Source organism: Paenibacillus sp. W2I17 (assembly GCF_030815985.1).
Classification (GTDB): domain Bacteria; phylum Bacillota; class Bacilli; order Paenibacillales; family Paenibacillaceae; genus Paenibacillus.
On sequence record NZ_JAUSXM010000001.1, the window covers coordinates 6,227,901 to 6,250,117 of the forward strand.

Here is a 22,217-nt window from a genome sequence, read left to right on the forward strand (position 1 = left end):
ATTTTTAGAAAATTGTATAGGCTTTCAGGCTTAGGTTTAAGGTCTTTTGGGTTAATGTTTTACGCAAGCAAGTAAGAGAATGTATATTAAAAGGGGGTAAAAGTGCAATTGGACTATACAAAAATGGTGAAATTGCGAAAATAAAATTGGGACTAAAGATTTAGTCCTGTACTAAAGGAACTAGTTTTCCTTGCCGATAAAATATCGAAGGGGAGAAACTACATGACAGAGAAATTAATTCGTCTGCTGCGTATACTTCAGGCTATACAAGCAAATCCTGGAATTTCGGCCAAGGAATTGGCGCTGAAATGCGGTACGACTGTACGCACGATTTATCGTGATCTCCGGATTTTGGATAGGGTCGCCCCGATTATGAATGAAGGATACGGCAAAGGTTACCGATTTATTGGTGAGTTTGCGATGTATCCATTAGATTTTACTGAACAGGAAGCAATGGTCTTCTCCTTGCTGCCGTCCGTAGTTGACACCTCCAAGTTACCTGCTGAGTTCGATTCAGCTTTTGACAAGGTCATGTCGGCTCATACCAAACTAAAATCAAGAAACAGTGACATTGTAGAGAATATTGCGGGAATTATTCGGATGGGCACGCCTGCTTATCGTGAGGAAGGAAAAGACCCTAATTTGCTGATTCCCATTATCGAATCTATTCTAAGCCAGCAAACCATTCGTACTCAATATCATACGCTGACAAGAAATGAGATCACAGTCCGGGATATCGATCCCTATTATCTCATTCCACGTGATCAACGTTTTTATTTGATCGGATACTGCCATTTGCTGCAAAAAGTTCGATTGTTTCGAATTAGCCGTTTTTTGGATGTGACACGAACAAATGCCGGTTTCGACAAGGGTGATTTCAACATAACACAGTACATGAAGAACACATGGTCTATTGACCGTGGCGACGAAAATATCCATTTCAAGGTAAGATTCTCTGAGAAAGTGGCCCCCTACATAAAAGAAGAAGAGATGTTTGTTCGCCCGCGAATGACGAATATGTCGGATGGGGGATTGTTATTTGAAGTGACACTGAATAGCAGCAGAGAATTTTTGAAATGGTTGTATCAATTTGGGCCCGAGGCAGAGGTACTTGAACCTCGTGAGTTTCGTAGAGAGATACGCAGGCAACTTGTCGAGTGGTTGGAACATTATGAAACCGATGTATCTTTGTGAAAATTTTAATCATGGAGAAATACTGGAAAAGGAGCAGGTAATATGAGCACCAAATTATTCGCAGCTATGTATGGGATGGACCACTACCATGGAGTACAAGCTTTACATGTGGGGGATACGGTGTATCTCGTCAAAGATCCAGATAATCGTTTGGATCATCAAGCGATTAAGGTTGTTATTCCCCCGATTGGAGCCGTAGGTTATATCGTTAATGATCCACTTGTCGTACCTCATGGATGTTGGACCGGGACCGCATTCTACGATGTATTTCATCAACTAACGTGTGCCAAAGTACGATTCATGATGAGAGACATGGTGATTATGGAGTTAATTGAGATGAGTCACATTCCTGTTCCGCAGATGGATTCTTTGATTAAGGGATGGCAATTTCGTGAAAAAGCTTGATCATCCTAACAGAAGAAAGGCTCATTTACGGATGAGCCTGGTATAGGTCGCTTCCAGATGCATGGCTGTTCTTGCCCAACTGAAATGTGCCCTTGCGCTGTCTCGGCCAGCTTTCCCTAACATCTCGGCAAAAGTGGGATTGCTTGCAAGTTTGTACAGGTAAGAGGTGAAACGTTGGGGACGCTTATAAGCGGTGACAAGGTATCCATTGATACCTGATTCAATAATCTCACGAATACCTCCGTTATCCGAAGCAATGACGGGTAATCCTGAAGCCATCGCCTCAACATTAACCAGGCCAAACGCTTCATGTTCTTGAGACGGACAGACCAGACAATCGACTGCCCGATACAACTGATCGATATGCTCATGGTTTATCTGACCACGGAAGGAAACATGGACTTTTTGTTTTTGGGCAAGTTCGCGAAGTTTACGCATGTAATACGGAGGTCCTTTGCCTGCAACAACCAGTTGAACAGGCATCTGTTGCTGAAGGAGGGCAGTCGCACGAATTAATACGTCTACACCTTTTCCAGGGATCAGCCTGCCGACATACAGAATAGAGAATGGTTTAGTTACTCCAAATTGTGTACGCAGATGAATCTGTTCTTCGCTGGATTCAACAGGTCTGAAGCGGCTTAGATCTGCACCCAATGGAACAACACTCATCCGGTGTTTTACCAACGGAAATCTGCGGCCTAACCTTTTTCGCAGGGAATGACTGTTGACGGCAATCCAATCAGCTTTTTTCATTAATGTGAGTTTGGAAGGCCCGGGCTGAGCAAACGTTAACGAGTGAAGATAGAGTACAACGGGAGTACGTGGAAAAGCTCGTTTGATGGTAGCCATACTTCGTGGCCTGTTATCCACTTGAATGACATCGTAGGGTTGTTTGGATAACAGACGTATAACTGCTTTGGTGTACATGACAGGACTCGATGCAGGGACACGTTGGATGGTGATCCCGTCGATCTGTTCTGTGGCGGGTAGACCTTGCATTTGACGACTTATAATGGTCACCTGATGGCGATGGGCTAGTTCACGAGCGATGCCCAGGATACAGATTTCCACGGAACCATTACCGGGCAAAGGCAATTTCTCGGGTGCAACCATAGCTATTTTCATGATCAGGCTCCTCCTTGTCCGACATCTGTAACAATCTTCGTCATATATCTTATGAGAAGTTAAAGGATTTGGCTCCTGCGAAATGATAGGTGAACCACCCATATAAGCGTGCAGGAATAATCTGCTGCATGGCATTAAGCGAGATATTCAGCTTTTGTGATATACTGTACGGGAACAATTGAATTCGTTACATGTATAAAAGCAGGAGGAAAATAATGTTACATTCTACGCTGGGGCGCTTTCGGCTGATGTTGTGGTTGCAGGGCATTTCGTACGTGTTGCTACTGTTTGTTGCTTTTCCGTTGAGAGACGCCGGTGTTATGCCGCAGGCTGTCACATGGTTTGGGAATCTGTACGGTTTTTTGTTTTTAATGTATTTGTTATTTATGGTGACTATGTACACCTCACAGAAATGGCGTCTGCGCCGTCCAATTGCTCTGTTCTTTGTTTCTTTCATTCCACTGGGGAATATGATCTATGATGTTGTCGTATTCCGTAAGTTGTATCGTAAATAAAGCTTGACTTTATTTAACGTTATGAAATATGATGAGTACAGGTTAAACAACCCGTTCCAACTAAAACTACATATTCCTGTTAAAGGGGAGTAGCTTTTACAGTAAAGTCGTCAATTCGGGATTATATCCCCGGCTTTATTGGCAGCAATTTTGTTGTTAGCGAGACCTTTACCAAGTTTTCATGCTCGGTAAAGGTCTCTTTTTGTGGATATAAAAGGACCTTACCAGTGATGGTAAAGGTCCTTTTTTTTGTACATCATAAGAATATTAAGGAGGAGTCAATTTTGGATGTTTCATTATTATTAGAATATGGGTGGGTGCTTGCTGTCTTAGTGGTCCTTGAAGGATTACTCGCAGCAGATAATGCATTGGTACTCGCAATCATGGTTAAACACTTGCCTGAAGATAAGCGCAAAAAAGCGTTGTTCTATGGTTTGATGGGTGCATTTGTTTTCCGTTTAGGTTCGTTGTTCCTGATCTCTTTCCTCGTCGATGTATGGCAGGTACAAGCGATCGGTGCCCTGTATCTCCTGTATATTTCGATTAACCACATCGTTAAAAAGATACTGGGTAGTCGCAACAAGACAGATGAAGCAGCTGATTCAACACCTAAGAAACCGAAAAAACAATCCGGTTTCTGGATGACCGTTTTCAAGGTCGAAGTAGCGGATATCGCATTTGCAGTTGATTCCATTCTGGCTGCTGTTGCTTTGGCCGTGGCGTTGCCACCAAGTGGATTGCCTGCGATTGGCGGACTAGACGGTGGACAGTTTATCGTTATCTTCCTCGGTGGATTCATCGGGCTTGTGATCATGCGTTTTGCAGCCTCATACTTTGTAAAATTGCTTCATTCCCGTCCAGGACTTGAAGTTGCGGCCTTTGTCATCGTGGGTTGGGTAGGGGTTAAGCTGGCAGTTATTACACTCGCACACCCTTCATTGGGTGTTCTGGATGAGCATTTCCCGGAAAATAAAATTTGGAAATTCGGATTCTATATTGTACTGATCACCATTGCAGTATGTGGTTGGTTCCTGTCTTCCAAAGTTCCTGAAAAAGAAGACGAAAATCCGGTTGAAGAGTTGGAAAAACAAGCAGGACTGTAATAATCATGTTACGCTAACAACATCATTATTATTTGGAAAACAGGAGATTGTCCTAGGACAATCTCCTGTTTTTGTTTGCATATGAAAAATGTAACATGGTCCAATTTCCAAGAAAAGGGTTGACACATGAATTCTAGTCACCTTAATATAAGACTAACATTAACGAAGGGAGGCCGAGAGACATGATGCTTGGTTATGATTTGATTCAAACAGGGCGCAACGTAGACACAATAGCATATCCGGCTCATCGTTTCATTGGCACTCATACGGTCGACATAGGGGATAGGCATATCGTTTAGCGTTTTTATAATCGATATGCGTTCTTCGCTTATATTATAGCGATGGATGACAGACAGCATGTTTATGCTGCTCTGTTCTCCGTTATTGTCATTCAGTAGAAGTCATGGGCGATTAGCCTATGACTTTTTTTAGTTTTATTTTACAGAAGAATCAGCAAACCGAATTTGCTGAACGTACAGGAAGGAATAATACACTTTTATGAATACAGAATTTAATTTATTTACTAATCCAAATGAAATCGCAGGTGGCTACCGGCATGAAGTAAAATTGCCTGCAGGCGACCTAACCGTATATGCGGCGCAACAGCTCTTCTCCTCGCTCGATTACAAGGTATTCGAGATGGCAAACAATAATCTGCAGATTCCGGGAATCTCTTATATGAGTTACACTCCAGACGTACACGTCGGTGTAGGTACATGCATTGGAACGACAGCCGTGTGGGATGCGCAGAGCGGATACGTTTCTCCCTCCATCGTGGGCAGTGACATTGGCTGTGGCATGCGAGTGCATATGACAAACTTGCACAAGGACGAATTGAAAGACATCAAGCTCCGTCGCAAACTCGTTAAGGCCATTGAGAAAGTATTGCCGATGGAGGCGAACCAGCGAGGTCATTACTCGGATATAAGACTGGAGCATATTGTTCGTAAAGGACTGCATGGTTTACCCAAAAAGTATATTCCGGACAGCTATACACCGAAAAAATCAACCGCGTTGACACATGTGGAAAGCAGTAAGTTCAGTTACGATGAAGACGTGTTAAACCACGTTCCTGATATGACATGGCATCGTTCGCATCGTCAGCTCGGAACACTGGGTGGGGGAAATCATTTTGCCGAGATCCAGGCGATTGAGATCGCTGAAGAGAATCGTGAAATCGCTGAAGCTTGGGGATTGTATGATGGACAGGTCGTGGTCATGATTCATTCCGGCTCTCGTACATGGGGTGGTTATGTAAGTCAGACGAGTTCGTCAGCGATTGCCAAAGTTATGCAGCGGCTTAACCTGGGTACATCCGATCCCAGACTGGTATTTGCTCCACTTGAGCATGCGGAAGGTCGTCATTATGTGAATATGATGTATTCTGCGTTGAATTACGCTGTTGTCAATCGGCACCTGATTGCGTATGCTATTCGCGAAGCATTCCGGGATGTGTTTGGCTCCAAATGTGAATTTCGTACGTTATACGATCTGATGCACAACTATGCCTGGGAGGAATCTCACGCAGATCAAGGTTCCGTTTTTGTACATCGCAAAGGGGCGACACGTGCGTTGCCAGCAGGTCACCCGGACAATCCAAAGCCTTATCTGGCAACTGGACATCCGGCGCTTATTCCCGGTTCCATGGGAACTGCTTCATATATCATGGTAGGTCAGCCGCAGGGTGCTGATAATTATTATTCAATATGTCACGGTGCGGGTCGCATCCGTTCACGGACGGCAACAAAACGATTGATTAGCGTGGAAGATTTTGCTACGGCACTGGGTGTGGGTACAGAAGATGAGATTGTGGTAAATCAACGCTCACTTGAATCCATTATTGATGAATCACCTCAGGCTTATAAAAATGTAGATGAAATTATAGACAGTGTTACCGGCGCAGGCCTGGCTCAAGTTGTAGCCAAATGCAAACCGCTTGTAGCGGTAAAGGGAGCGAAATAATGACAATAAACGAAAAACAAACAGATCCAACCCAGGCGATCTATACCTATGACGAACAACATGATACCCGAATTCGAGTGGAAGGGTACGCCATCTATTCAAGGCTGATTCGTGGAATCAGTGAGGCGCTTCTTCAGCGCTATGGAGTTGAGTACAAGCTTTATGCCAGTTCTGACCCGAACAATGAATACTGGGAGTTACTCCGGGAAGACTTGCAAAATGGCAGTGACGAAGTGGAATTGGTAGCCCGTATATTCGAAGATCTGGAGCTTCAGACCTTGCATTACGACGATGATGGAGATATACCCACTTATGGTGTGCATTACTCCATTCGCAATAACGTATTCGCTTATCCGAAATGGGGCGTAGCACTTGTGAGGGTTCCATTTTTCCGAGATAACGGGATCTACAGTGAAGACTTTGTCTTTGCCATCGGTGATGAGGAGATGAAGCAATTTCTGGGAAGTGTCCGGGAACGGGAACGTCAGCAAAATATGAAAAAAGTAACGGTCTACACCGATGCCCGGAATGGCAGCGATCGTCATGTTGAATCCATCACTCGCTCCGTGGGAAGAGAGGATGTTGTTCTTTCGGCACAGATCAAGCAGGATATTTTCCGCTCGCTGGATCAGTTCTTCGAAGCAGATCGTTCCTTTTACAGAGATTATGATATCCCGTATAAACGGGGAATTCTATTGTATGGACACCCCGGAAACGGCAAGACCACATTGGTAAAATCCATTGCGGGAAGTATCCCGGGCCCGGCCGCGTATTGGCAGATTACGGAGTATACCAACAGTGAATCGGTGCGTGAAGTGTTCGAGGCTGCCAAGCGGTTGGCACCGATGGTACTGATCATTGAGGACATCGATTCGATGCCGGATGAAGTCCGTTCCTTTTTCCTGAATACACTGGATGGAGCTACGTCAAAAGAAGGCATTTTCCTGATCGGGACAACGAATTATCCGGAGAAAATAGATCCTGGCCTCATGAACCGTGCTGGACGGTTCGACCGGGCTTATGAAATCCCTTTGCCAGATGAAGAGCTTCGCCTGCAATATTTGCGGCAACGAGGCTTCACCATATTCGCGGGTGAAGAAGGCACGGTAGAGGCAGCTCGCCTGACTGACACCTTCTCTCTTGCGCAGCTGGGTGAGTTGTATGTCAGCGCTGCGCTGGAATGGCATCAGAATGGACAGACAGACATTGTGAAAGTCATTCAGTCGATGCGTGGCGAGCTGGACAAGAGCCATAAACATACTTGGCTGGCGCAGCCAGGTAAGGGCCGTGCAGGCTTTTATTGATCAGACCTAACCCATCCATTCTATAATATGACGCAATTTTATAAATAATCCTACCTCAATTGGTGATACTAACCTTGTCTGCTCTAACATACAATGACTTTCGGGAGGTACATAACGCAGCCCTGAGCTGGTGAGATGCCGGAAAGTAACGCGATCTGTTTCCATACCTGACTAAGGCTTGTTTTGCAGAGAAAGATGCATGGGGACAAAAGGTAATATGCAAAAATTTTTATGCCAATTGTTTAAATGCTTCTGTAGCGGTTAATAGTAGACAGACAACAACAAAAACTTTAATTAGAGGTGAATGATATGGGTTGGTTATGGTCATTAATTATCGGTGGTATCATTGGTTGGTTGGCAGGTTTGATCGTTGGTCGTGACATTCCAGGTGGTGTTATTGGTAACATCATTGCTGGTTTCATCGGTGGATGGTTAGGTGGAGTAATCTTGGGCGATATGGGTCCTGAGATGGGCGGATTCTACATTGTACCTGCATTGATCGGTGCGATCGTTCTTGTAGCCATCGTAAGCTTGATCTTCCGTTCGATGGGACGTAGTCGCGGGTAACTTAATCAAGATAATTTCTTGAATTAGTTGTCAGCTAAATGTTTTACCAATGAAGAGGTTGATTGAGAGCCATAACCATGGCTTTCAATCAACCTCTTGTTGTTTTAAAATATATAAAGATATGCGTAATAGCTATCTATATAAATTGGACTAAACATTTACACGAGAACGTAGAGGACAGAAATAACCTGAAGAAGCGGAGCTAAAAGCTTTCTGTAAGAAAGCTGCTTCGAAAGCATACACTCGCCTTTATCACCAGATTTTCTCCTTGTAAAGCCAAATATAAAAAATCTGGGGATAACAGCGATCAGAAGGTTGTTCTGTCATCGGAGTGGTAAGTGTAAAAGGTAGTTTAGATAAGAGGGGATGAACGGAATGGAAAAAGCTACATTCGCCGGCGGATGTTTCTGGTGTATGGTTACACCGTTTGAAGAACAACCGGGCATTCATGGCATTATATCGGGTTATGCCGGCGGTCACGTCGAGAATCCAACATATGAGCAGGTCAAAACCGGGGAGACCGGTCATGTCGAAGTGGTTGAAATTACATTTGATCCAGATGTATTTCCTTATGAACGACTGCTGGAGCTATACTGGCCACAGATTGATCCAACGGATGACGGAGGTCAGTTCCAGGATCGGGGGACACAGTACCGTACGGCAATCTTTGTGCATAATGAACGTCAACGTGAGCTTGCTGAACAGTCCAAACAGGAACTGGCAGCCAGCGGACGATTCACTCAACCGATTGTTACGGAAATTCGGGATGCAGCTATATTCTATCCGGCTGAAGACTATCATCAGGATTACCACAAGAAAAACGAGAAACATTATAAGGAAGACCGTGCGTTATCCGGACGGGACGAATTTATCGAGCAGAACTGGAAATAATGCATCAGATCACATGAAAAGCCGGGAAAGTTCCAGTTGGAACTTTCCCGGCTTTTTGGCTGTATGGCGGCTGAAATCAGCCCTAATGGTTATCTGATTGTTCCCACCAGTATTTCTACGTCAATGGTAATCTTCGACAAGGAAGCTTGAATGCTCACCAGGGATGATCCAGACCGATGCCAGGAAAGTGGTGTCATATGAACGAGTGAATTCAGCATGTTTTCGGTGACGGGCAGCGTGTAGGTCAGCGGAATGCTGGCGACGAGATGATGATGTTTGCGGAATCGGTCCAGCGTAAGTTCCCGGCTGTCTGCTCGATCAGGTCGATTCAGGAACAGCATTTCTCTCAGTTCAATTAAATATCGTTCACGGGGGATGACTTTGATGATCCATCCCCCCTCCTTCAGAATTCGTCCAAACTCTTCATAGTTGGAAGGAGAAAATATATTCAGGATGATGTCCAGCTGACCTTCTGCAAACGGACTGCATGCCAGATCGCCGACAAACCAAATTTGCTGGTTGTAGGCAGAGGAAGCCATGGCAATGCCTTCTTTGGCAATGTCGATGCCCCAGCCAACGGCTGGAGTATTCTGCGTAATCTGCTGTAGAAATGTTCCCTCTCCTGTGCCTGCATCCAGAATATGCACGGGATAGCTGATGTCAACGGAATAACGTGCGATCCAACTGCGTAGTACTTCGGTCAAAGGAGCATAAATACCGGTTTCCGATAAGATATTCCTTTTGGCTGTAAATAAACGTTTGTCATAGTTGCCCTTGAAAAAACGTGTCATGAAATTGATATAGCCTTGTCTTGCAAAATCAAAGCTATGCCTGGACACACATTGAATGCTCCCTGAGTTAATGGTTGCCATAGGGCTATGACAGATGGGACAGTTCAACATATGGATGTATGGATTAATAAGCGCAGCGCTACGTTCTCTGCGATGGACTGACATGGAATAACACCCCATTCATTCAGATTTGGATAACTGAAGAAAAGGGCATAACAAATAAACCTCTGCACGAAATTCAAAAAAAGAGGTTTATGGCTATGCCCCAAGTTATCTGTATCGAATGAACTGAATAATCATAGGAAGGTTAAGCTCCTTTTGCCTATCAAGATTAGGGTGAAGCAAGAGAACGTTACTAGTATAACAGGATGAGAAGAAATGACAAGTAAGGGGAGCCAGGCGAATTTGAAATAAAAGAGCGCCCTGTCAACCGTTTAGACGGTCATACAGAAGCGCTCCGTTCATTATTTTGCAGCAGCCTTTAATACATATTTGGACAATTTCTCATTATTCATGGAATAGATGACATCATCGACATAGGTTGAAACACCTTCTAATGAAGGAACCGAGGCACTGGTAGTGTAGATATGCACGTCTTCCAGCGTCTGTGGATCAAGAATGTATCCTGTTTTGGCAAAATCAAGCTGATACTGACCATCCTGTGTCTGGTCGACATGCATCAACGCAGGCTGTGCGTCCTTGAATGTACGCTCGGTCACTTTGCCTTTCATCGTGTACAGTTCCAGCTTCTGCCCTGTAAAGACTGTATAACCGTTGCCAGCCGTCTGAATGTAGGCATCACCAGCAATGGCACGTCCCCAAGCAAGCTTGCCATCGATGCCAAAGCCCATCAGTCGGTTACCGGTATTCTCAAAATTGGCACGCATAATGATGGAACCATCGTCGAGAATGGCCAGGGATTCACCGCCGCCATCTCCTAATGTATTTGCATTGGCAGGGAATTGGTAGAAGGACAGACGATTCAACGTACGATCATAGATCTCCACTTTGGGATTCGCGGCTTGCTGCCAGAAGTTGCCTACCTTAGTTTGTTTACTGGCATCCACCACAATTCGACCATGATCAGCCTTAAGCACGTTACCGTTAATGGTCTTTTCGGTAATCAGCTTGCCCTTTTTGTCATATAACGAGATGGCAGAGCGAACGGAACCGTTTGACTGCACACCCTGACTTGAAGCAACCATCAGCGTATCGTTATCCAATAGGGATATGCTTGCAGGTGAATTCACCGTTTTGATCCAGTTGGTTTTACCGGATGTATTGAATGAGTACAATTTTTTGGTTTTGTCCGAATATTCCATATACACATAAGCCGTACCGTTGCTAGCATATACTGAATCAGAGTAGGTGGTATAAGGACCACCTTTCTCATGGAATAGCGTATTCCACTTCAATTGTCCAGTTGTAACATCGAATGCTTGGAGAGAGTCCAGTTGCCAATCGAGTGTTGTTTTGCTGCTTGTTTTGGTCACGGGCTGCGAGGCGTGTACATATACAAGATTTTTGGATGGCACGGCATGGATTCCCTTGATCATGACATCTTTCTCTGTATTAGCCTCAGATAACATCAGTGAAGATGACGTCCACGCCGGTTTGGGCATGGATTCGGTTGAAGCAGCAGCGTAACCTGTTGTATTCATGGTGAAGAGGAGCATGCCGCTCAAAATGAGGGCAGCCCATGTTTTGGACTTGTGTTTGGTCAATGTATGCAAGTGATAAACCACCTTTCTTCTTCGGTTCAATAGAACCGATTGTTGAATTTTACCATTAAAGTCAAGCTGAATTCAACCGAACATACTGTAACCTTTTATCATTGGTTTGTCGAAATGACTATGTTTGGTGAAGTATAAGGGTTACAGGGAATTCATCTTCTTTCGATGAAGGTGGAAGTCTGATATATTTAGTGCGGTGACAAGCCATATCTGCGTAAGACGCTGGATAGAACATAGGAAATGACACAAGGAGAATAGCTATGAACTGGAGTGAAAATGTGACCCTATGGGTCATTGGATGTATCATCATATTGTTGCTGCTGGCCTGGATTATTCGGCGTGTTATCAGGCGCGGGCAGCGGATCCGAAGTGAAGCCAATCCTCGTAAGATCACAATAAAGGACATCGACAAGATGGAGGATGGTTCGGAATTTGAATTATATCTCTATCATTTATTCGAAGAGCTCGGGTACGATGAGGTACATAAGACAACGAGCAGCCGGGATTTTGGGGCAGATCTGGTGTTTGTTGATAGACTCGGCAGACGAAGTGTTATACAAGCGAAGCGATATGGTGCGAACCATCCTGTAGGATTGAGTGCAGTGCAGGAGATATATACATCCATGCGTTATTATGAAGCCGACCGATCAATTGTATTAACGTCCGCCCGTTACACTGAAGCCTGTCGGACGCTTGCAGCCGTTAATGGAGTGAAGCTGCTGGACCGGGAAGACCTGATGGAGTTAATTCTTTTATTTAAAGCGAGAAGAGTAGAAGAAGCATTGGAACTGATCGAAGAAGATGATCACGAACCAATCGAGACGTGGCAGTCCCGGCGAAAGCGGCAATCCCGCTAGGTTGCATTGTGTTACTGTGCTAGATTTTTTAAATATAATCGAAAGTAGTAATGTAGTCAGGATTAACGTTTTAAAAACAATTATAACCAATCGCTAGGTAAATATAGGCGACTGGTTATTTTTCTGGATAGATATTTAGAGCTCCGTTTGTTCATCTGTGTGTTGTAGCATTCCGAATATTTGATTCACCCCCCCCTGGTATCGACAATGTTCACCTCAAGACCGTGACATTTAAAATTGTGGTTAGGATTTTTCCTAACCTCATCTTTTTGAAGCTCATACATAGCTAATTTATAATTTATTTCTTCCATATGTTTCAGACTTTCTTCGATTTTCTTTTGTAATTCAATTTTATGTTTCTTTAACATTTCCTCTCTTTCTGAATAGGTGGAGTTCCCCATCTCATAAGATTCCTTGTAGTCTTTAATTTTAGAAAGTGGCATTCCTGTTTCTTTGAGACAAAGAATAAAAGAAATCCAATCGATTTGTTGTTCGGTATAAACTCTATTCCCTTTTTCGTCGCGCGAAATATTCGGTAATATCCCTTGCTCTTCATAAAATCGAAGTGTCTTTGCAGTTATATTATAATTCTCCACCACATATTTCATTGAAAAAAACATCTGATCGCCTCCATAGTTACAGTTACTGTAACTGTTATTTTATCACATAGAAGATTATTTAAAATTAAATCGTTTTAAATTACGTGTCAAATTCCTACTTTACTTCCCCTTAGGTTAAGCTGATATTCTTGAGTAGAACTTGTGGTTGGGATGAATGAGGTAGGGTTACCTTCACCTGTTCCATAAATAAACACTTAGAAATCAAAATATAAAGGAGAACGTACAATGAGTAAATTTAATAACTTGTTTGAACCCTTTACATTCAATAAAGGGGTTACCTTAAAGAATAGAGTGGTTATGTCTCCGATGACGACATGGTCAAGTAATGATGATTACACGATTTCCGATGAGGAAGTTGCATATTATAAAAAAAGAGTGAATGGTGTAGGTTTAGTTATCACGGGCTGTACTCATGTCCTACCCAATGGTATTGGATTTACACATGAATTCGCCGCATATAATGATTCATTTATCCCTAGTCTAAAAAAATTGGCAGATGCTGCTAAGAGTGGAGGAGCTCCAGCAATTCTTCAATTGTTCCATGCTGGAGATAAAGCGATTGCTGAATTAGTTCCTAATGGTGACGTGGTAAGTCCGAGCGGTGATGCTCTGACTGAAGCAGTATCCCCTAGAGAACTCACACATGAAGAAATTCTGGAAATTATACATGCGTTCGGTGAAGCTACAAGACGTGCAATTGAAGCTGGTTTTGACGGTGTTGAACTCCATGGAGCCCACGGTTTTTTACTTCAAAGCTTTTTATCTCCATTCTTTAACAAACGTCAAGACCAATGGGGGGGATCACTGGAAAAACGTCTGAGTTTTCCAATAGCTGTTATTCGAGAGGTGAAAAAAGCTATTGAGAGATATTCGACAAAACCATTTATTTTAGGTTACCGCATTTCCCCAGAGGAACATCAACAAGATGCCCTTAGAATGAAAGATACTTACGCACTGATTGATAAACTGATTGAAGAAAATGTTGATTATGTTCATGGTTCCTTGGTACAAGCCCTTACGTCCAAACCAAAATATAACCAAGATAACAAAAAAACGTATCTTGAGCTGATTGTTGAACATGCCAACAATCGGATTTTTGTAATTGCAGCGGGTTCCTTGGAAAGCCCAGAGGATGTCTCTGAAAGCATGGAGAAAGGACTCTCTTTAGCGGTAATTGGACGTGTATTAATCTCCGATCCAGAGTGGGTTGAAAAAGTTCAACAAGGAAGGCAGGCGGAAATCCAAAACGTGATTAAATCATCTAACGTTAGAGATCTTGTGTTGCCAGCGAAACTATGGGGTGTCATACAAAATGCAGGTCCATGGTTTAAAGTTGAACAATAAAGAAGATGAAAGATCAAAAAAGGACGCTAATAATAGCGGCCTTTTTTGATTTCAAGAACTTTTGTATTAATTTATATATTGCAACAGGTTTTGTTCACTCTTCTTGAGGAAAATGGGCAATTTACGTTGCAGTTTCCCTCTGCCATAGCTTAAATAATTATAATTTGGAAGATATATTTACTTATCCGCTTCAACAAAAAAGCTTCACCTTCACTTGCGTAGCTGCACATGATATATTGAGTGTATATCAACCAAAGGAGTGTGTGATCCATATGGCACGTACACAAACACAAAAAGCATTACGTAAAGCAGAGCGGTCAGGTCAATGGTGCTCGGAACAGAGCCGAAGAGTTAACGGGGATTATGGTGCGTTATCCCAGCATGTACGGCTCATGCCTACGAAGCAGGAAAAATTGCAAAAGGTCAAACACAAGAAGCAGATCATCCAGGATGGTGGTGCTTCTTTTTATTTTGTCTATGAGGCGCCGATTGCTGGATAAGTAAGACGATAGAATTCTTTCTTTGGTTGGAAAGTAATCATGTGGACTGTTAAAATCAATGTATCTTAATAAATTGGACTATAAATCCTTGTACACTAAATGAAGGGAAGAACCTATACATATGACAACAGCGCTGCACATGAATAAAAAAATCGTTCGGCGTTTTTTGCTGCAAACGCAAGCTTTACTGGGACGTTGGCCCGCAGTTTCCTTACCTTCGGGACCCAGCCAAGTTTTGAGTTTGATTCGCTCCCTTGGTTGCGTGCAGATTGATCCTGTGGCTGCTGTAACTGGAAACCAGCATTTGGTGCTGGGGGCCCGTGACCCTGGTTATACTGCTGACAGCTTAAATACGTTGCTGAGTGATCACAAGGTGTTTGAATATTTTGCAAATGCTGCCTGTGTCATTCCAATGGAAGACTATGCTCTCTTTGAACCTGTGCGTGCTCGATTAAGGGAGCGTCTGGCTCCGTCCTTGCAAGGTTTAGAGAAAACAGTGCAGCATGTGTTACAGCGTTTGAAGGAAGAAGGACCTTTACCTTCAAGAGCCTTTCGTTCTGTTGAGCGGGTAAGTGGTTATTGGGACAGTGCGGATGTGCCAAAGACCAAGGATACCACACTTGCTCTGAATCTACTGTTGGACTCCGCTGTGATTCGTGTGGTGGCGAGGCAGGGGAATGAACGTTATTTCCATATCACCGAATCCGGATTGCAGCAACAGGGACTTCCGATGAAAGAAGACATGGATTTGTTGGCCCAGAGACAGGCTCTGCTGGATAAATACATTTATGCGTATCGTGTCGTAGATGCCCGTGATCCCCGTCTGGGTTGGTTGAAATCTACAGCGGCTGAACGTCGCGCCGATATTGCTGCACGTGTGTCAGATGGGCGAATGATCCCGCTTAAGGTTGAGGACGTGGCCACGCCTTATTATATTCGTGCTGAAGATGAGGAATTGCTGCTGCACATGGAAAAGGAAGAGTCACACTATGATCCGTCTGGCCCGGTCCGTTTCCTGCCACCGCTGGACAACCTGTTATGGAGAAGAGAACGTATTGTGGATTTATTCGATTTTCATTATAAATGGGAGATTTATACGCCAGAGGTGAAAAGAACCTACGGTTATTATGCGATGCCTATTCTTCACGGTGATCGGTTGATTGGACGTATGGACCCACGACTTGATCGCAAAACTGGAGTACTTACCGTTCGTTTGTTATCTATGGAAGAGACTGCTCCACCTGTGGAGGAATGGATCACGGATTTTCGGGAGGGACTTCAATTCTTTGCGTCCATGCATGGAGCACGTTCCATTACTATCGAGAAGACGGTACCAAAAGAGCTGAAAAAACTGCTTAAATCGATTTGATTAGGGGATACATGAAAGAATGTATGGATACGGAAAATTGGAATTGTTGAGGGGATTTTAAAAAGGACAAAAAATGAGGAGCCAATTGGCTCCTCATTCATTGATTTTAAAATCATATCCTTAGCATGATATCCGCAGTTAGCTCTAACGAAAACCTAAGCTCACGTCCACGCAAAAACTTCTTTAGTTCACCAGATGAGGCACTTCAACGTTTGGATCAACGTCTGCTTCATAATCCACACCATCGGTCTCAAAACCAAACAGTTGGAAGAACTCGCGACGATAACCTTCCAGATCGGACAGATCGTAGATGTTCTCTGTGGTCAACTCATTCCAGAGCTTCGCCACTTCTTCCTGAACGTCAGCTCTCATCTCCCAATCGTCAATGCGAATGCGACCTTCGGCATCCGTTGGAACTTCTCCCCCCGCATACAGGCGATCAGCGAACAGACGTTGCAATTGCTCGATGCATCCTTCATGCAAGCCTTTTTCTTTCATGACTTTGTACAATGCTGAGATGTACAGCGGCACGACTGGAATCGCAGAACTGGATTGAGTCACCAGCGCTTTGGCTACAGTTACGTACGCACGTCCACCTTTGGCACTCAGACGATCATTCAGCTTATGTGCAGTCGCTTCCAAATGATTCTTGGCTTGACCGATGGAACCATCACGATAAATGGCATGCGTAAGTTCAGGACCGATGTAGGAGAAAGCGATTGTTGTTGCATCGTCAGCTAGCACGCCGCCTTGTTGCAGGGCATCCATCCATAGTTCCCAATCGTCTCCACCCATTACGGTTACCGTCTGACGAATTTCTTCTTCGTTTGCCGGTTCAAGGGTAACGGAGCTGATTTCGCCTGTGTGGAAGTTTACCGTTTTGTTCGTGTAGGATTGTCCGATTGGCTTCAGCACAGAGTTGAATACTTCACCCGTGTTCGGATCGGTACGGCGTGCCGAGGCTACGCTGTATACAACCAAATCCACTTGACCGAGTTCACTGCGAATCAGTTCAACGGCTTTGTCTCGTGTTTCGTTTGCAAATGCATCACCTGTAATGCTGTACGATTTCAGGCCTGCTTCTTCAGCGGCTTTTTCGAATGCAGCGGAGTTGTACCAGCCTGCAGAAGCTGTACGTTTCTCTGTGGAACTGCTTGGACGATAAATGCCGACTGTATTCGCTCCAGCTCCAAAAGCAGAAACAACGCGTGACGCCAGACCGTATCCGGTGGAAGCACCGATGACGAGCACATTACGAGGGCCTTTCAGCTCAGGCTGGGATTTCACATAATCAATCTGTTCCTGCACTTGCGCAGCGCAACCTACAGGATGGGAAGTGGTACAAATAAAACCACGTGTTCTTGGTTTAATAATCATTTATTTGCATCCTTTCATATTCAGCTCATGTTCAGCATTTCGATAAAATGCTCTTACACATACTTTCTTATTGTAAAACAATTACCTCGGAAACGGAAACCGTTTCGTTTGATTTCGCCGGAAGGGTGGCGTTATATCTCTAATTTTGCGATGATGTGAATAGAATGTACTCGCTTGTTAGGATAGAAAGGACAGGGATACCATGCTGAAGGAACGCATTGAACTGCTAAGCAAAAGAAAACAAATCTCCCGTAAAGACCTTGTGGAAGGTCTGGTCACGCAGGCCCACTTTGCCAATATCCTGGCGGATCGTTATCCGCTCCCTGAAGACTTGGCAGAAGCCATCGCCGGGCGTCTTGGGGTATCCCCTTCCTATATTCTAAAGGCTGCGGCTCAGGACAAGGAAACACTCGAACGGGCAGAGGTTGTTTTCGAACAAATGTCTGTTCCAGCGTCGGCGATATCCGAAGATACGGTGCATGCTCTGGCAGATCGGGATGACACGTTGACCGTTGAGCTGACAACGGCCTTGATGAAGGCGGTCTATTATCAGCAATTAAACGATGCAACGGCTCATGAGTATATACATACGTCCTACCTCAATTTTTACCTGGAGAAATACGGTCGTCCAGACGATATCGATTTGCCGCGTCCGTTAGTCAAAGCACTTTTATTCTATAAAATACAATATTATCGCTCCAAAATGGCTTTTGTGGATGTACTAACTCATGCAACCAGACTCAGTGAGCTGGCGCTTCCTGGCAGTGAATTCTGGTTGTCTGTGCAAAATATCAAGATGGAAGCCTACATTCAGGTCAAACAGTATGAAGAGGCAAAACAGGTATTCGAGCTTACAATGCGTCATGTCTATGATCAACGGATGTTCCATCGATTGTCTGGGTTATATGTGGCATATAGTGGTTATTGTTTCGCGATGGGGCTGGTTCAGGAGGCACTCTCGGCATTAACTATGGCGGAGGCAAACCTCGTGTATGCAAGCAATCAGGGAGATCTGGTGACGGCGATTGCCAACAATCGGATTGTCATGCTGACGATGACAGGTGAACTGGATCAGGCACAGGCAGAGATTGAACGATTTGAATCGTTATTGCAGCAGGAAACGGAAGAAACTCAGCTCGCGATGCAGCCGCTCGTCAGTGTGTATCGATGCGAAGTAGCTCTGGCAAGGAAGAACTGGGGCGTGCTCGCGCAGAGTGTAGATCAACTCTTGAAATGTGCAACAACACAGGACCAGCAGATGAGCGCAACCTTCTACCAGAGCCATCTGGCTCTTGCGCATGGAGATCGGGATGTTTTCATGGAGCGGGCGCTTGCCTGTCTGCCTTATTTTGAATCCGCGCAGCATGTCATGCGGCTTGAACCGTTATATGAAGGGATGGCAGTAGTGTCCGAGGATCAGCGAAAATACAAGGAAGCGGCGATGTATTATCGGAAGCTTGTCTATCTGTTACGCAAAAAATAGAGCGGAAATCAGCTTGGATTTACCCATAAGAGTATATTCATGCTGGCAATGGACCACGCTTAAGGTTAAATATTATCTTATGCGGGAGGTCATCGCTTCTTGAAATTTGAACTAGGACGTTGTTTACTGAGTGAACGATTGATGGAATCCGGAAAGTCAGCAGAATGGTTGGCAAAAGACTTACTTTTTAAACCGGAACGAGTTTACGACTTTATTGAAAACAAAAGAGTGATGCCACTCAAAATTGCCATATCGATCGCCGATTCCATCGGTTGTGATGTTCGTACCTTGTATGAATTAATACCGAACGACAATGAAATAAAAGGAGATTAATGGAGTAAGTGGCAGGTTGCATTAAGGCTATCACTAGTCCATCTGGAGGTTCGGGAAAGCTTAAAGTTATGTTTTTGGCATGATTTTGTGCATTGCCGATGGATTTGGCACAAAATATTTCTGCCAATCGTGAAATGAAGATCGTATTAGCAGATCTTTTTTTGCGGAATTAGCATCATTCTTTACCAAAGGAACGATTATCCCGTAATTCAATTGCCGGATTTTTCGTTTTTTTTGTATGCCGCCAGAAGGGTATTCAAGGACAAGTCACGGTGTTTATAATTTAACTATAAATACGTGTTCAAAAAGTCTGGTTTTCAGTACCGAGAAGATGGAATGAAGATAGAAATGGAGTAGCGGAGTGTAGGAGACCTACGTGAGCAACGGACATTTCGGCTGAATTTCATATTCGATGCTGATGATGCCGCTAGGCATGATTCGTAATCAAAAGTGGACTTTTTGAACAACTTCTAAAAACAAATAAAACAAATGAGGTGTTTGATATGGGATGGTTCGGTAAAAAGAACAAACAGGAAGATGTGATTGCCAAAGCGGATAAAATGATGAATAAAGGACTCACTGGCATGATGATGAAAGGTTTTGTAACAAAGGAACATCGGGAGGCGATCAACCAAAGTCTGGATTCGGCAAAGCAGGCACATTTGGCGGCGAGTGGTTCTCTGCCTTTAACAGCTACGGCTACGGTGGTGACGATCACTGATACGGGGAAACTGATCAACTTTGATCCGATTGTTGTGCTTGTATTAGATGTGACAGAAACGAATGGCAACCAGTATCAGCGTACATTGGAGACACTGGTGTCCAAAATGCAGATTCCACGAGTAGGCGATCGGGTGGGATTAGGTCAGAATCCAGCAAATCCGTCCGAGTTGATCTACATGGGGCTATTGTCCATCTAGAAGGTATTTGGTTATAAGACAGTGATAATCAATTCATTAATGCGTATAACAACGGTAAATAGACATATTAAGAGAAGGGTTAAGAGAGGGTGGATCATATGGTAGGTTTCCTGAGATTCATTGGCGTATTAACGGTGTTCGGAGTCGGTTTCTTCCCATTTCTTGCAGAGCAGCTGTGGAATGATCCGTTTATGATTATGCAGGCATGGTGGTACACTCCGGCGATCTTTGCCGGGTTTGCACTGATCTTTGTTCCTTCGATTTTGAGCAATATTTTTGGCGTAGGTCGAGTGAAGACAGGTTTACCCGCAGTTGGGGTCATTAAGACTATACAACAGACGGGGACGTATATTAATGAACAGCCTGAGATTCGACTGGGTCTGACGGTGTCGCGTAAGGGGCGCGAGAAATACGATACCGAGATGAAAGCCGTCATTCCGCTGACCTCCATGGCACAGTTTCAGCCGGGCAGTTTTATTCCGTTAGTTGTCTCTGTAAAGGATGAGCGCAAGGTAGGGCTCGATCTTAATGGGCAATTATCACAGGAGGATATGCAGCAATTGTTGGATGAAAAGATGGTACAGCAAGGGGTATCACCTGAAATGATGGACATTGCAAGAACAGGGGAAAAAGCGATGGCCAAGATCCTTGATGTCACTCCACTTGGGAGTGGAGGCAGCAATAAGATCAAGCTTCAGCTCAAACTCAGCATAACAAAGACGAACGGTGAAACCTTCAATGTGACAACGCAAAAAGAAATTTTGTCATCTGCGCTGCCGCAGGTGCAGCAAGGTCATATCATTAACGTCATTTATTCAAGACAAGACCCAACAAAATTGGTGTTGGCATTGAATGTACAGGAACGACAATTAAGTGACTTATTCTCCTCCTGAAGATGTAGACAAAAGGAGGTCCTACAGATCATGTTTATGACGTGCAGGACCTCCTTTTCCATTTGGTATGTACGAGAGGTGCAAGCAACGGACGGTTATCAAACAATACCAAGGCGCATGCGATAAGAAAAGAGTACTTTTCTGGATTCTCCGTCAAATACACGATTAGCCAGCGCTCTGAACTCGTCAGCAGCTGTTAATAGATCATCCGCTCCGAGCTTCAACGCCGTTTGCAGGCCGCCTTGGCTCAGGGCGAGATTGACATATCGATCGGCTGTGAATGTCTCGTGGTGATGAAATACGATTTCCCGAACATATCGGAACAGCCCAGACTGCTGAATCTGCTGCAAATGCCCATCCTTGCTCCATTTGTGTGCCTGACTATCTTGGGGAGCCAGACTGGCTGCTCGTTGATCTGCTTCCTTATTCAGCTGCAGATAAGCTTGTTCTAACTGCCAGGCTAACATTGGCGGCCAGTCGCAATCGTAGGCTGCAAATATGCCCCCTGTACGAAGTACACGTGCAAACTCGCGTAGTGTGGGTTGCGGCTCCATCCAGTGAAACGATTGCGAGCAGGTCAGCACATCCACACTGCCATCTGGTAGTCCGAGGTCGTGAGACAAGCCGGACACAAACCGCAGGTTATCCGGCTTCCCGGCAGATTCCCACTTGGATTCAGCTACAGACCTCATGTCATCGCTGGGTTCAAAGCCGATGATACGTTCAGCTTCATTAAGCCAGATCCACGAGGATAAGCCGGTGCCACAACCAATATCTGCGACCATACGCGGTGTGCTGCCAAGATATGTCGTTAGAATATCCACCACTTCAGTGGGAGCAGCTGGTCGATTCTGATCGTATAACGTACCAAAACCTTTGAAACGTTCCACATTGTTGCGTCTAATGTCTTGCATGGATAAACCTCCTTCGG

At 44.4% G+C, this 22,217-nt stretch carries 22 protein-coding genes; 16 read left to right on the forward strand and 6 right to left on the reverse strand.

The features are described 5' to 3' along the window. The first annotated feature begins 222 nt into the window (after positions 1 to 222). Together QF041_RS27820 and QF041_RS27825 are read left to right on the forward strand one after the other, a co-directional pair. Complete coding sequence (locus QF041_RS27820) at positions 223 to 1,194, forward strand: helix-turn-helix transcriptional regulator (RefSeq protein ID WP_076212352.1); 972 nt, start codon at positions 223 to 225, stop codon at positions 1,192 to 1,194. A gap of 42 nt (positions 1,195 to 1,236) precedes the next feature. After that, positions 1,237 to 1,599 (forward strand): HIRAN domain-containing protein, encoded by a 363-nt coding sequence (locus QF041_RS27825; RefSeq protein ID WP_237176987.1) that lies wholly within the window; start codon positions 1,237 to 1,239, stop codon positions 1,597 to 1,599. A 21-nt stretch (positions 1,600 to 1,620) separates the two neighbouring features. On the opposite strand, the gene QF041_RS27830 is transcribed toward QF041_RS27825, so the two are convergent. Next, positions 1,621 to 2,724 carry a glycosyltransferase family 4 protein gene (locus QF041_RS27830; protein ID WP_307416413.1) on the reverse strand — a complete coding sequence of 368 codons (1,104 nt, stop codon included), beginning with the start codon at positions 2,722 to 2,724 and terminating at the stop codon, positions 1,621 to 1,623. 215 nt (positions 2,725 to 2,939) lie between these two features. On the opposite strand from QF041_RS27830, the gene QF041_RS27835 reads away from it, so the two are divergent. From QF041_RS27835 to msrA, 6 genes are all read left to right on the forward strand, one after another. After that, the gene (locus QF041_RS27835; RefSeq protein WP_307416414.1) at positions 2,940 to 3,239 is read left to right on the forward strand and encodes a DUF3817 domain-containing protein; all 300 of its coding nucleotides are present in this window, start codon (positions 2,940 to 2,942) and stop codon (positions 3,237 to 3,239) included. A gap of 284 nt (positions 3,240 to 3,523) precedes the next feature. Beyond that, positions 3,524 to 4,342: a TerC family protein gene (locus tag QF041_RS27840; RefSeq protein ID WP_076212577.1), complete on the forward strand. Its 819-nt coding sequence runs from the start codon at positions 3,524 to 3,526 to the stop codon at positions 4,340 to 4,342. 498 nt (positions 4,343 to 4,840) lie between these two features. Then, positions 4,841 to 6,304 (forward strand): RtcB family protein, encoded by a 1,464-nt coding sequence (locus QF041_RS27845; RefSeq protein WP_307416415.1) that lies wholly within the window; start codon positions 4,841 to 4,843, stop codon positions 6,302 to 6,304. Next, the gene (locus QF041_RS27850; protein WP_307416416.1) at positions 6,304 to 7,608 is read left to right on the forward strand and encodes an AAA family ATPase; all 1,305 of its coding nucleotides are present in this window, start codon (positions 6,304 to 6,306) and stop codon (positions 7,606 to 7,608) included. Before QF041_RS27845 ends, QF041_RS27850 begins: the two co-directional genes overlap by 1 nt. A 309-nt stretch (positions 7,609 to 7,917) precedes the next feature. Next, positions 7,918 to 8,175, forward strand: coding sequence for a GlsB/YeaQ/YmgE family stress response membrane protein (locus QF041_RS27855; protein ID WP_017686880.1), 258 nt, complete (start codon positions 7,918 to 7,920; stop codon positions 8,173 to 8,175). Between the two features lie 375 nt (positions 8,176 to 8,550). Continuing rightward, a complete protein-coding gene (msrA, locus tag QF041_RS27860; protein WP_237176992.1) occupies positions 8,551 to 9,066 on the forward strand; it encodes a peptide-methionine (S)-S-oxide reductase MsrA in 516 nt (171 codons plus the stop codon). 89 nt (positions 9,067 to 9,155) lie between these two features. Here the strand turns inward: msrA and QF041_RS27865 are convergent, their stop codons facing one another. Together QF041_RS27865 and QF041_RS27870 are read right to left on the reverse strand one after the other, a co-directional pair. Beyond that, on the reverse strand, positions 9,156 to 10,037 hold the full coding sequence (locus QF041_RS27865) for a putative RNA methyltransferase (RefSeq protein WP_373461368.1): 882 nt from the start codon (positions 10,035 to 10,037) through the stop codon (positions 9,156 to 9,158). Between the two features lie 284 nt (positions 10,038 to 10,321). After that, positions 10,322 to 11,590, reverse strand: coding sequence for a hypothetical protein (locus QF041_RS27870; RefSeq protein ID WP_307416418.1), 1,269 nt, complete (start codon positions 11,588 to 11,590; stop codon positions 10,322 to 10,324). A 260-nt stretch (positions 11,591 to 11,850) separates the two neighbouring features. On the opposite strand from QF041_RS27870, the gene QF041_RS27875 reads away from it, so the two are divergent. Further along, positions 11,851 to 12,447: a restriction endonuclease gene (locus tag QF041_RS27875; protein WP_307416419.1), complete on the forward strand. Its 597-nt coding sequence runs from the start codon at positions 11,851 to 11,853 to the stop codon at positions 12,445 to 12,447. Positions 12,448 to 12,632: 185 nt separating this feature from the next. On the opposite strand, the gene QF041_RS27880 is transcribed toward QF041_RS27875, so the two are convergent. Next, positions 12,633 to 13,067, reverse strand: a complete 435-nt coding sequence (locus QF041_RS27880) for a MerR family transcriptional regulator (RefSeq protein ID WP_307416420.1) — start codon at positions 13,065 to 13,067, stop codon at positions 12,633 to 12,635. 225 nt (positions 13,068 to 13,292) lie between these two features. Between QF041_RS27880 and QF041_RS27885 the strand changes: the two genes are divergently transcribed. From QF041_RS27885 to QF041_RS27895, 3 genes are all read left to right on the forward strand, one after another. After that, the gene (locus tag QF041_RS27885; protein WP_307416421.1) at positions 13,293 to 14,411 is read left to right on the forward strand and encodes an NADH-dependent flavin oxidoreductase; all 1,119 of its coding nucleotides are present in this window, start codon (positions 13,293 to 13,295) and stop codon (positions 14,409 to 14,411) included. Positions 14,412 to 14,683: 272 nt separating this feature from the next. Next, entirely contained in the window at positions 14,684 to 14,911 is a 228-nt protein-coding gene (locus QF041_RS27890; protein WP_091027777.1) for a hypothetical protein, read from the forward strand. Between the two features lie 121 nt (positions 14,912 to 15,032). Continuing rightward, a complete protein-coding gene (locus QF041_RS27895) occupies positions 15,033 to 16,280 on the forward strand; it encodes a DNA glycosylase AlkZ-like family protein (RefSeq protein ID WP_307416422.1) in 1,248 nt (415 codons plus the stop codon). Positions 16,281 to 16,463: 183 nt separating this feature from the next. On the opposite strand, the gene fabV is transcribed toward QF041_RS27895, so the two are convergent. Further along, positions 16,464 to 17,657 carry an enoyl-ACP reductase FabV gene (fabV, locus tag QF041_RS27900; protein WP_145323875.1) on the reverse strand — a complete coding sequence of 398 codons (1,194 nt, stop codon included), beginning with the start codon at positions 17,655 to 17,657 and terminating at the stop codon, positions 16,464 to 16,466. A 202-nt stretch (positions 17,658 to 17,859) separates the two neighbouring features. Between fabV and QF041_RS27905 the strand changes: the two genes are divergently transcribed. The 4 genes from QF041_RS27905 (at position 17,860) to QF041_RS27920 (ending at position 21,286) form a co-directional block, all read left to right on the forward strand. Next, the gene (locus QF041_RS27905) at positions 17,860 to 19,140 is read left to right on the forward strand and encodes an XRE family transcriptional regulator (RefSeq protein WP_307416424.1); all 1,281 of its coding nucleotides are present in this window, start codon (positions 17,860 to 17,862) and stop codon (positions 19,138 to 19,140) included. Positions 19,141 to 19,239: 99 nt separating this feature from the next. Further along, the gene (locus QF041_RS27910; protein ID WP_076329132.1) at positions 19,240 to 19,473 is read left to right on the forward strand and encodes a transcriptional regulator; all 234 of its coding nucleotides are present in this window, start codon (positions 19,240 to 19,242) and stop codon (positions 19,471 to 19,473) included. 503 nt (positions 19,474 to 19,976) lie between these two features. Next, positions 19,977 to 20,393: a hypothetical protein gene (locus tag QF041_RS27915; RefSeq protein WP_307416426.1), complete on the forward strand. Its 417-nt coding sequence runs from the start codon at positions 19,977 to 19,979 to the stop codon at positions 20,391 to 20,393. 98 nt (positions 20,394 to 20,491) lie between these two features. Beyond that, the gene (locus tag QF041_RS27920; RefSeq protein ID WP_307417064.1) at positions 20,492 to 21,286 is read left to right on the forward strand and encodes a hypothetical protein; all 795 of its coding nucleotides are present in this window, start codon (positions 20,492 to 20,494) and stop codon (positions 21,284 to 21,286) included. Between the two features lie 98 nt (positions 21,287 to 21,384). Here the strand turns inward: QF041_RS27920 and QF041_RS27925 are convergent, their stop codons facing one another. Beyond that, positions 21,385 to 22,200 (reverse strand): class I SAM-dependent methyltransferase, encoded by an 816-nt coding sequence (locus QF041_RS27925; protein ID WP_307416427.1) that lies wholly within the window; start codon positions 22,198 to 22,200, stop codon positions 21,385 to 21,387. Between the last annotated feature and the right edge of the window lie 17 nt (positions 22,201 to 22,217).

Excerpts from the sequence above, each read along its gene's own strand:
- QF041_RS27820 (WP_076212352.1), top strand. The coding sequence starts at position 223 with ATGACAGAGAAATTAATTCGTCTGCTGCGTATACTTCAGGCTATACAA.
- QF041_RS27825 (WP_237176987.1), top strand. The coding sequence starts at position 1,237 with ATGAGCACCAAATTATTCGCAGCTATGTATGGGATGGACCACTACCAT.
- QF041_RS27830 (WP_307416413.1), bottom strand. The coding sequence starts at position 2,724 with ATGAAAATAGCTATGGTTGCACCCGAGAAATTGCCTTTGCCCGGTAAT.
- QF041_RS27835 (WP_307416414.1), top strand. The coding sequence starts at position 2,940 with ATGTTACATTCTACGCTGGGGCGCTTTCGGCTGATGTTGTGGTTGCAG.
- QF041_RS27845 (WP_307416415.1), top strand. The coding sequence starts at position 4,841 with ATGAATACAGAATTTAATTTATTTACTAATCCAAATGAAATCGCAGGT.
- QF041_RS27850 (WP_307416416.1), top strand. The coding sequence starts at position 6,304 with ATGACAATAAACGAAAAACAAACAGATCCAACCCAGGCGATCTATACC.
- QF041_RS27855 (WP_017686880.1), top strand. The coding sequence starts at position 7,918 with ATGGGTTGGTTATGGTCATTAATTATCGGTGGTATCATTGGTTGGTTG.
- msrA (WP_237176992.1), top strand. The coding sequence starts at position 8,551 with ATGGAAAAAGCTACATTCGCCGGCGGATGTTTCTGGTGTATGGTTACA.
- QF041_RS27865 (WP_373461368.1), bottom strand. The coding sequence starts at position 10,037 with ATGGGGTGTTATTCCATGTCAGTCCATCGCAGAGAACGTAGCGCTGCG.
- QF041_RS27875 (WP_307416419.1), top strand. The coding sequence starts at position 11,851 with ATGAACTGGAGTGAAAATGTGACCCTATGGGTCATTGGATGTATCATC.
- QF041_RS27880 (WP_307416420.1), bottom strand. The coding sequence starts at position 13,067 with ATGTTTTTTTCAATGAAATATGTGGTGGAGAATTATAATATAACTGCA.
- QF041_RS27885 (WP_307416421.1), top strand. The coding sequence starts at position 13,293 with ATGAGTAAATTTAATAACTTGTTTGAACCCTTTACATTCAATAAAGGG.
- QF041_RS27890 (WP_091027777.1), top strand. The coding sequence starts at position 14,684 with ATGGCACGTACACAAACACAAAAAGCATTACGTAAAGCAGAGCGGTCA.
- QF041_RS27895 (WP_307416422.1), top strand. The coding sequence starts at position 15,033 with ATGACAACAGCGCTGCACATGAATAAAAAAATCGTTCGGCGTTTTTTG.
- fabV (WP_145323875.1), bottom strand. The coding sequence starts at position 17,657 with ATGATTATTAAACCAAGAACACGTGGTTTTATTTGTACCACTTCCCAT.
- QF041_RS27905 (WP_307416424.1), top strand. The coding sequence starts at position 17,860 with ATGCTGAAGGAACGCATTGAACTGCTAAGCAAAAGAAAACAAATCTCC.
- QF041_RS27915 (WP_307416426.1), top strand. The coding sequence starts at position 19,977 with ATGGGATGGTTCGGTAAAAAGAACAAACAGGAAGATGTGATTGCCAAA.
- QF041_RS27920 (WP_307417064.1), top strand. The coding sequence starts at position 20,492 with ATGGTAGGTTTCCTGAGATTCATTGGCGTATTAACGGTGTTCGGAGTC.
- QF041_RS27925 (WP_307416427.1), bottom strand. The coding sequence starts at position 22,200 with ATGCAAGACATTAGACGCAACAATGTGGAACGTTTCAAAGGTTTTGGT.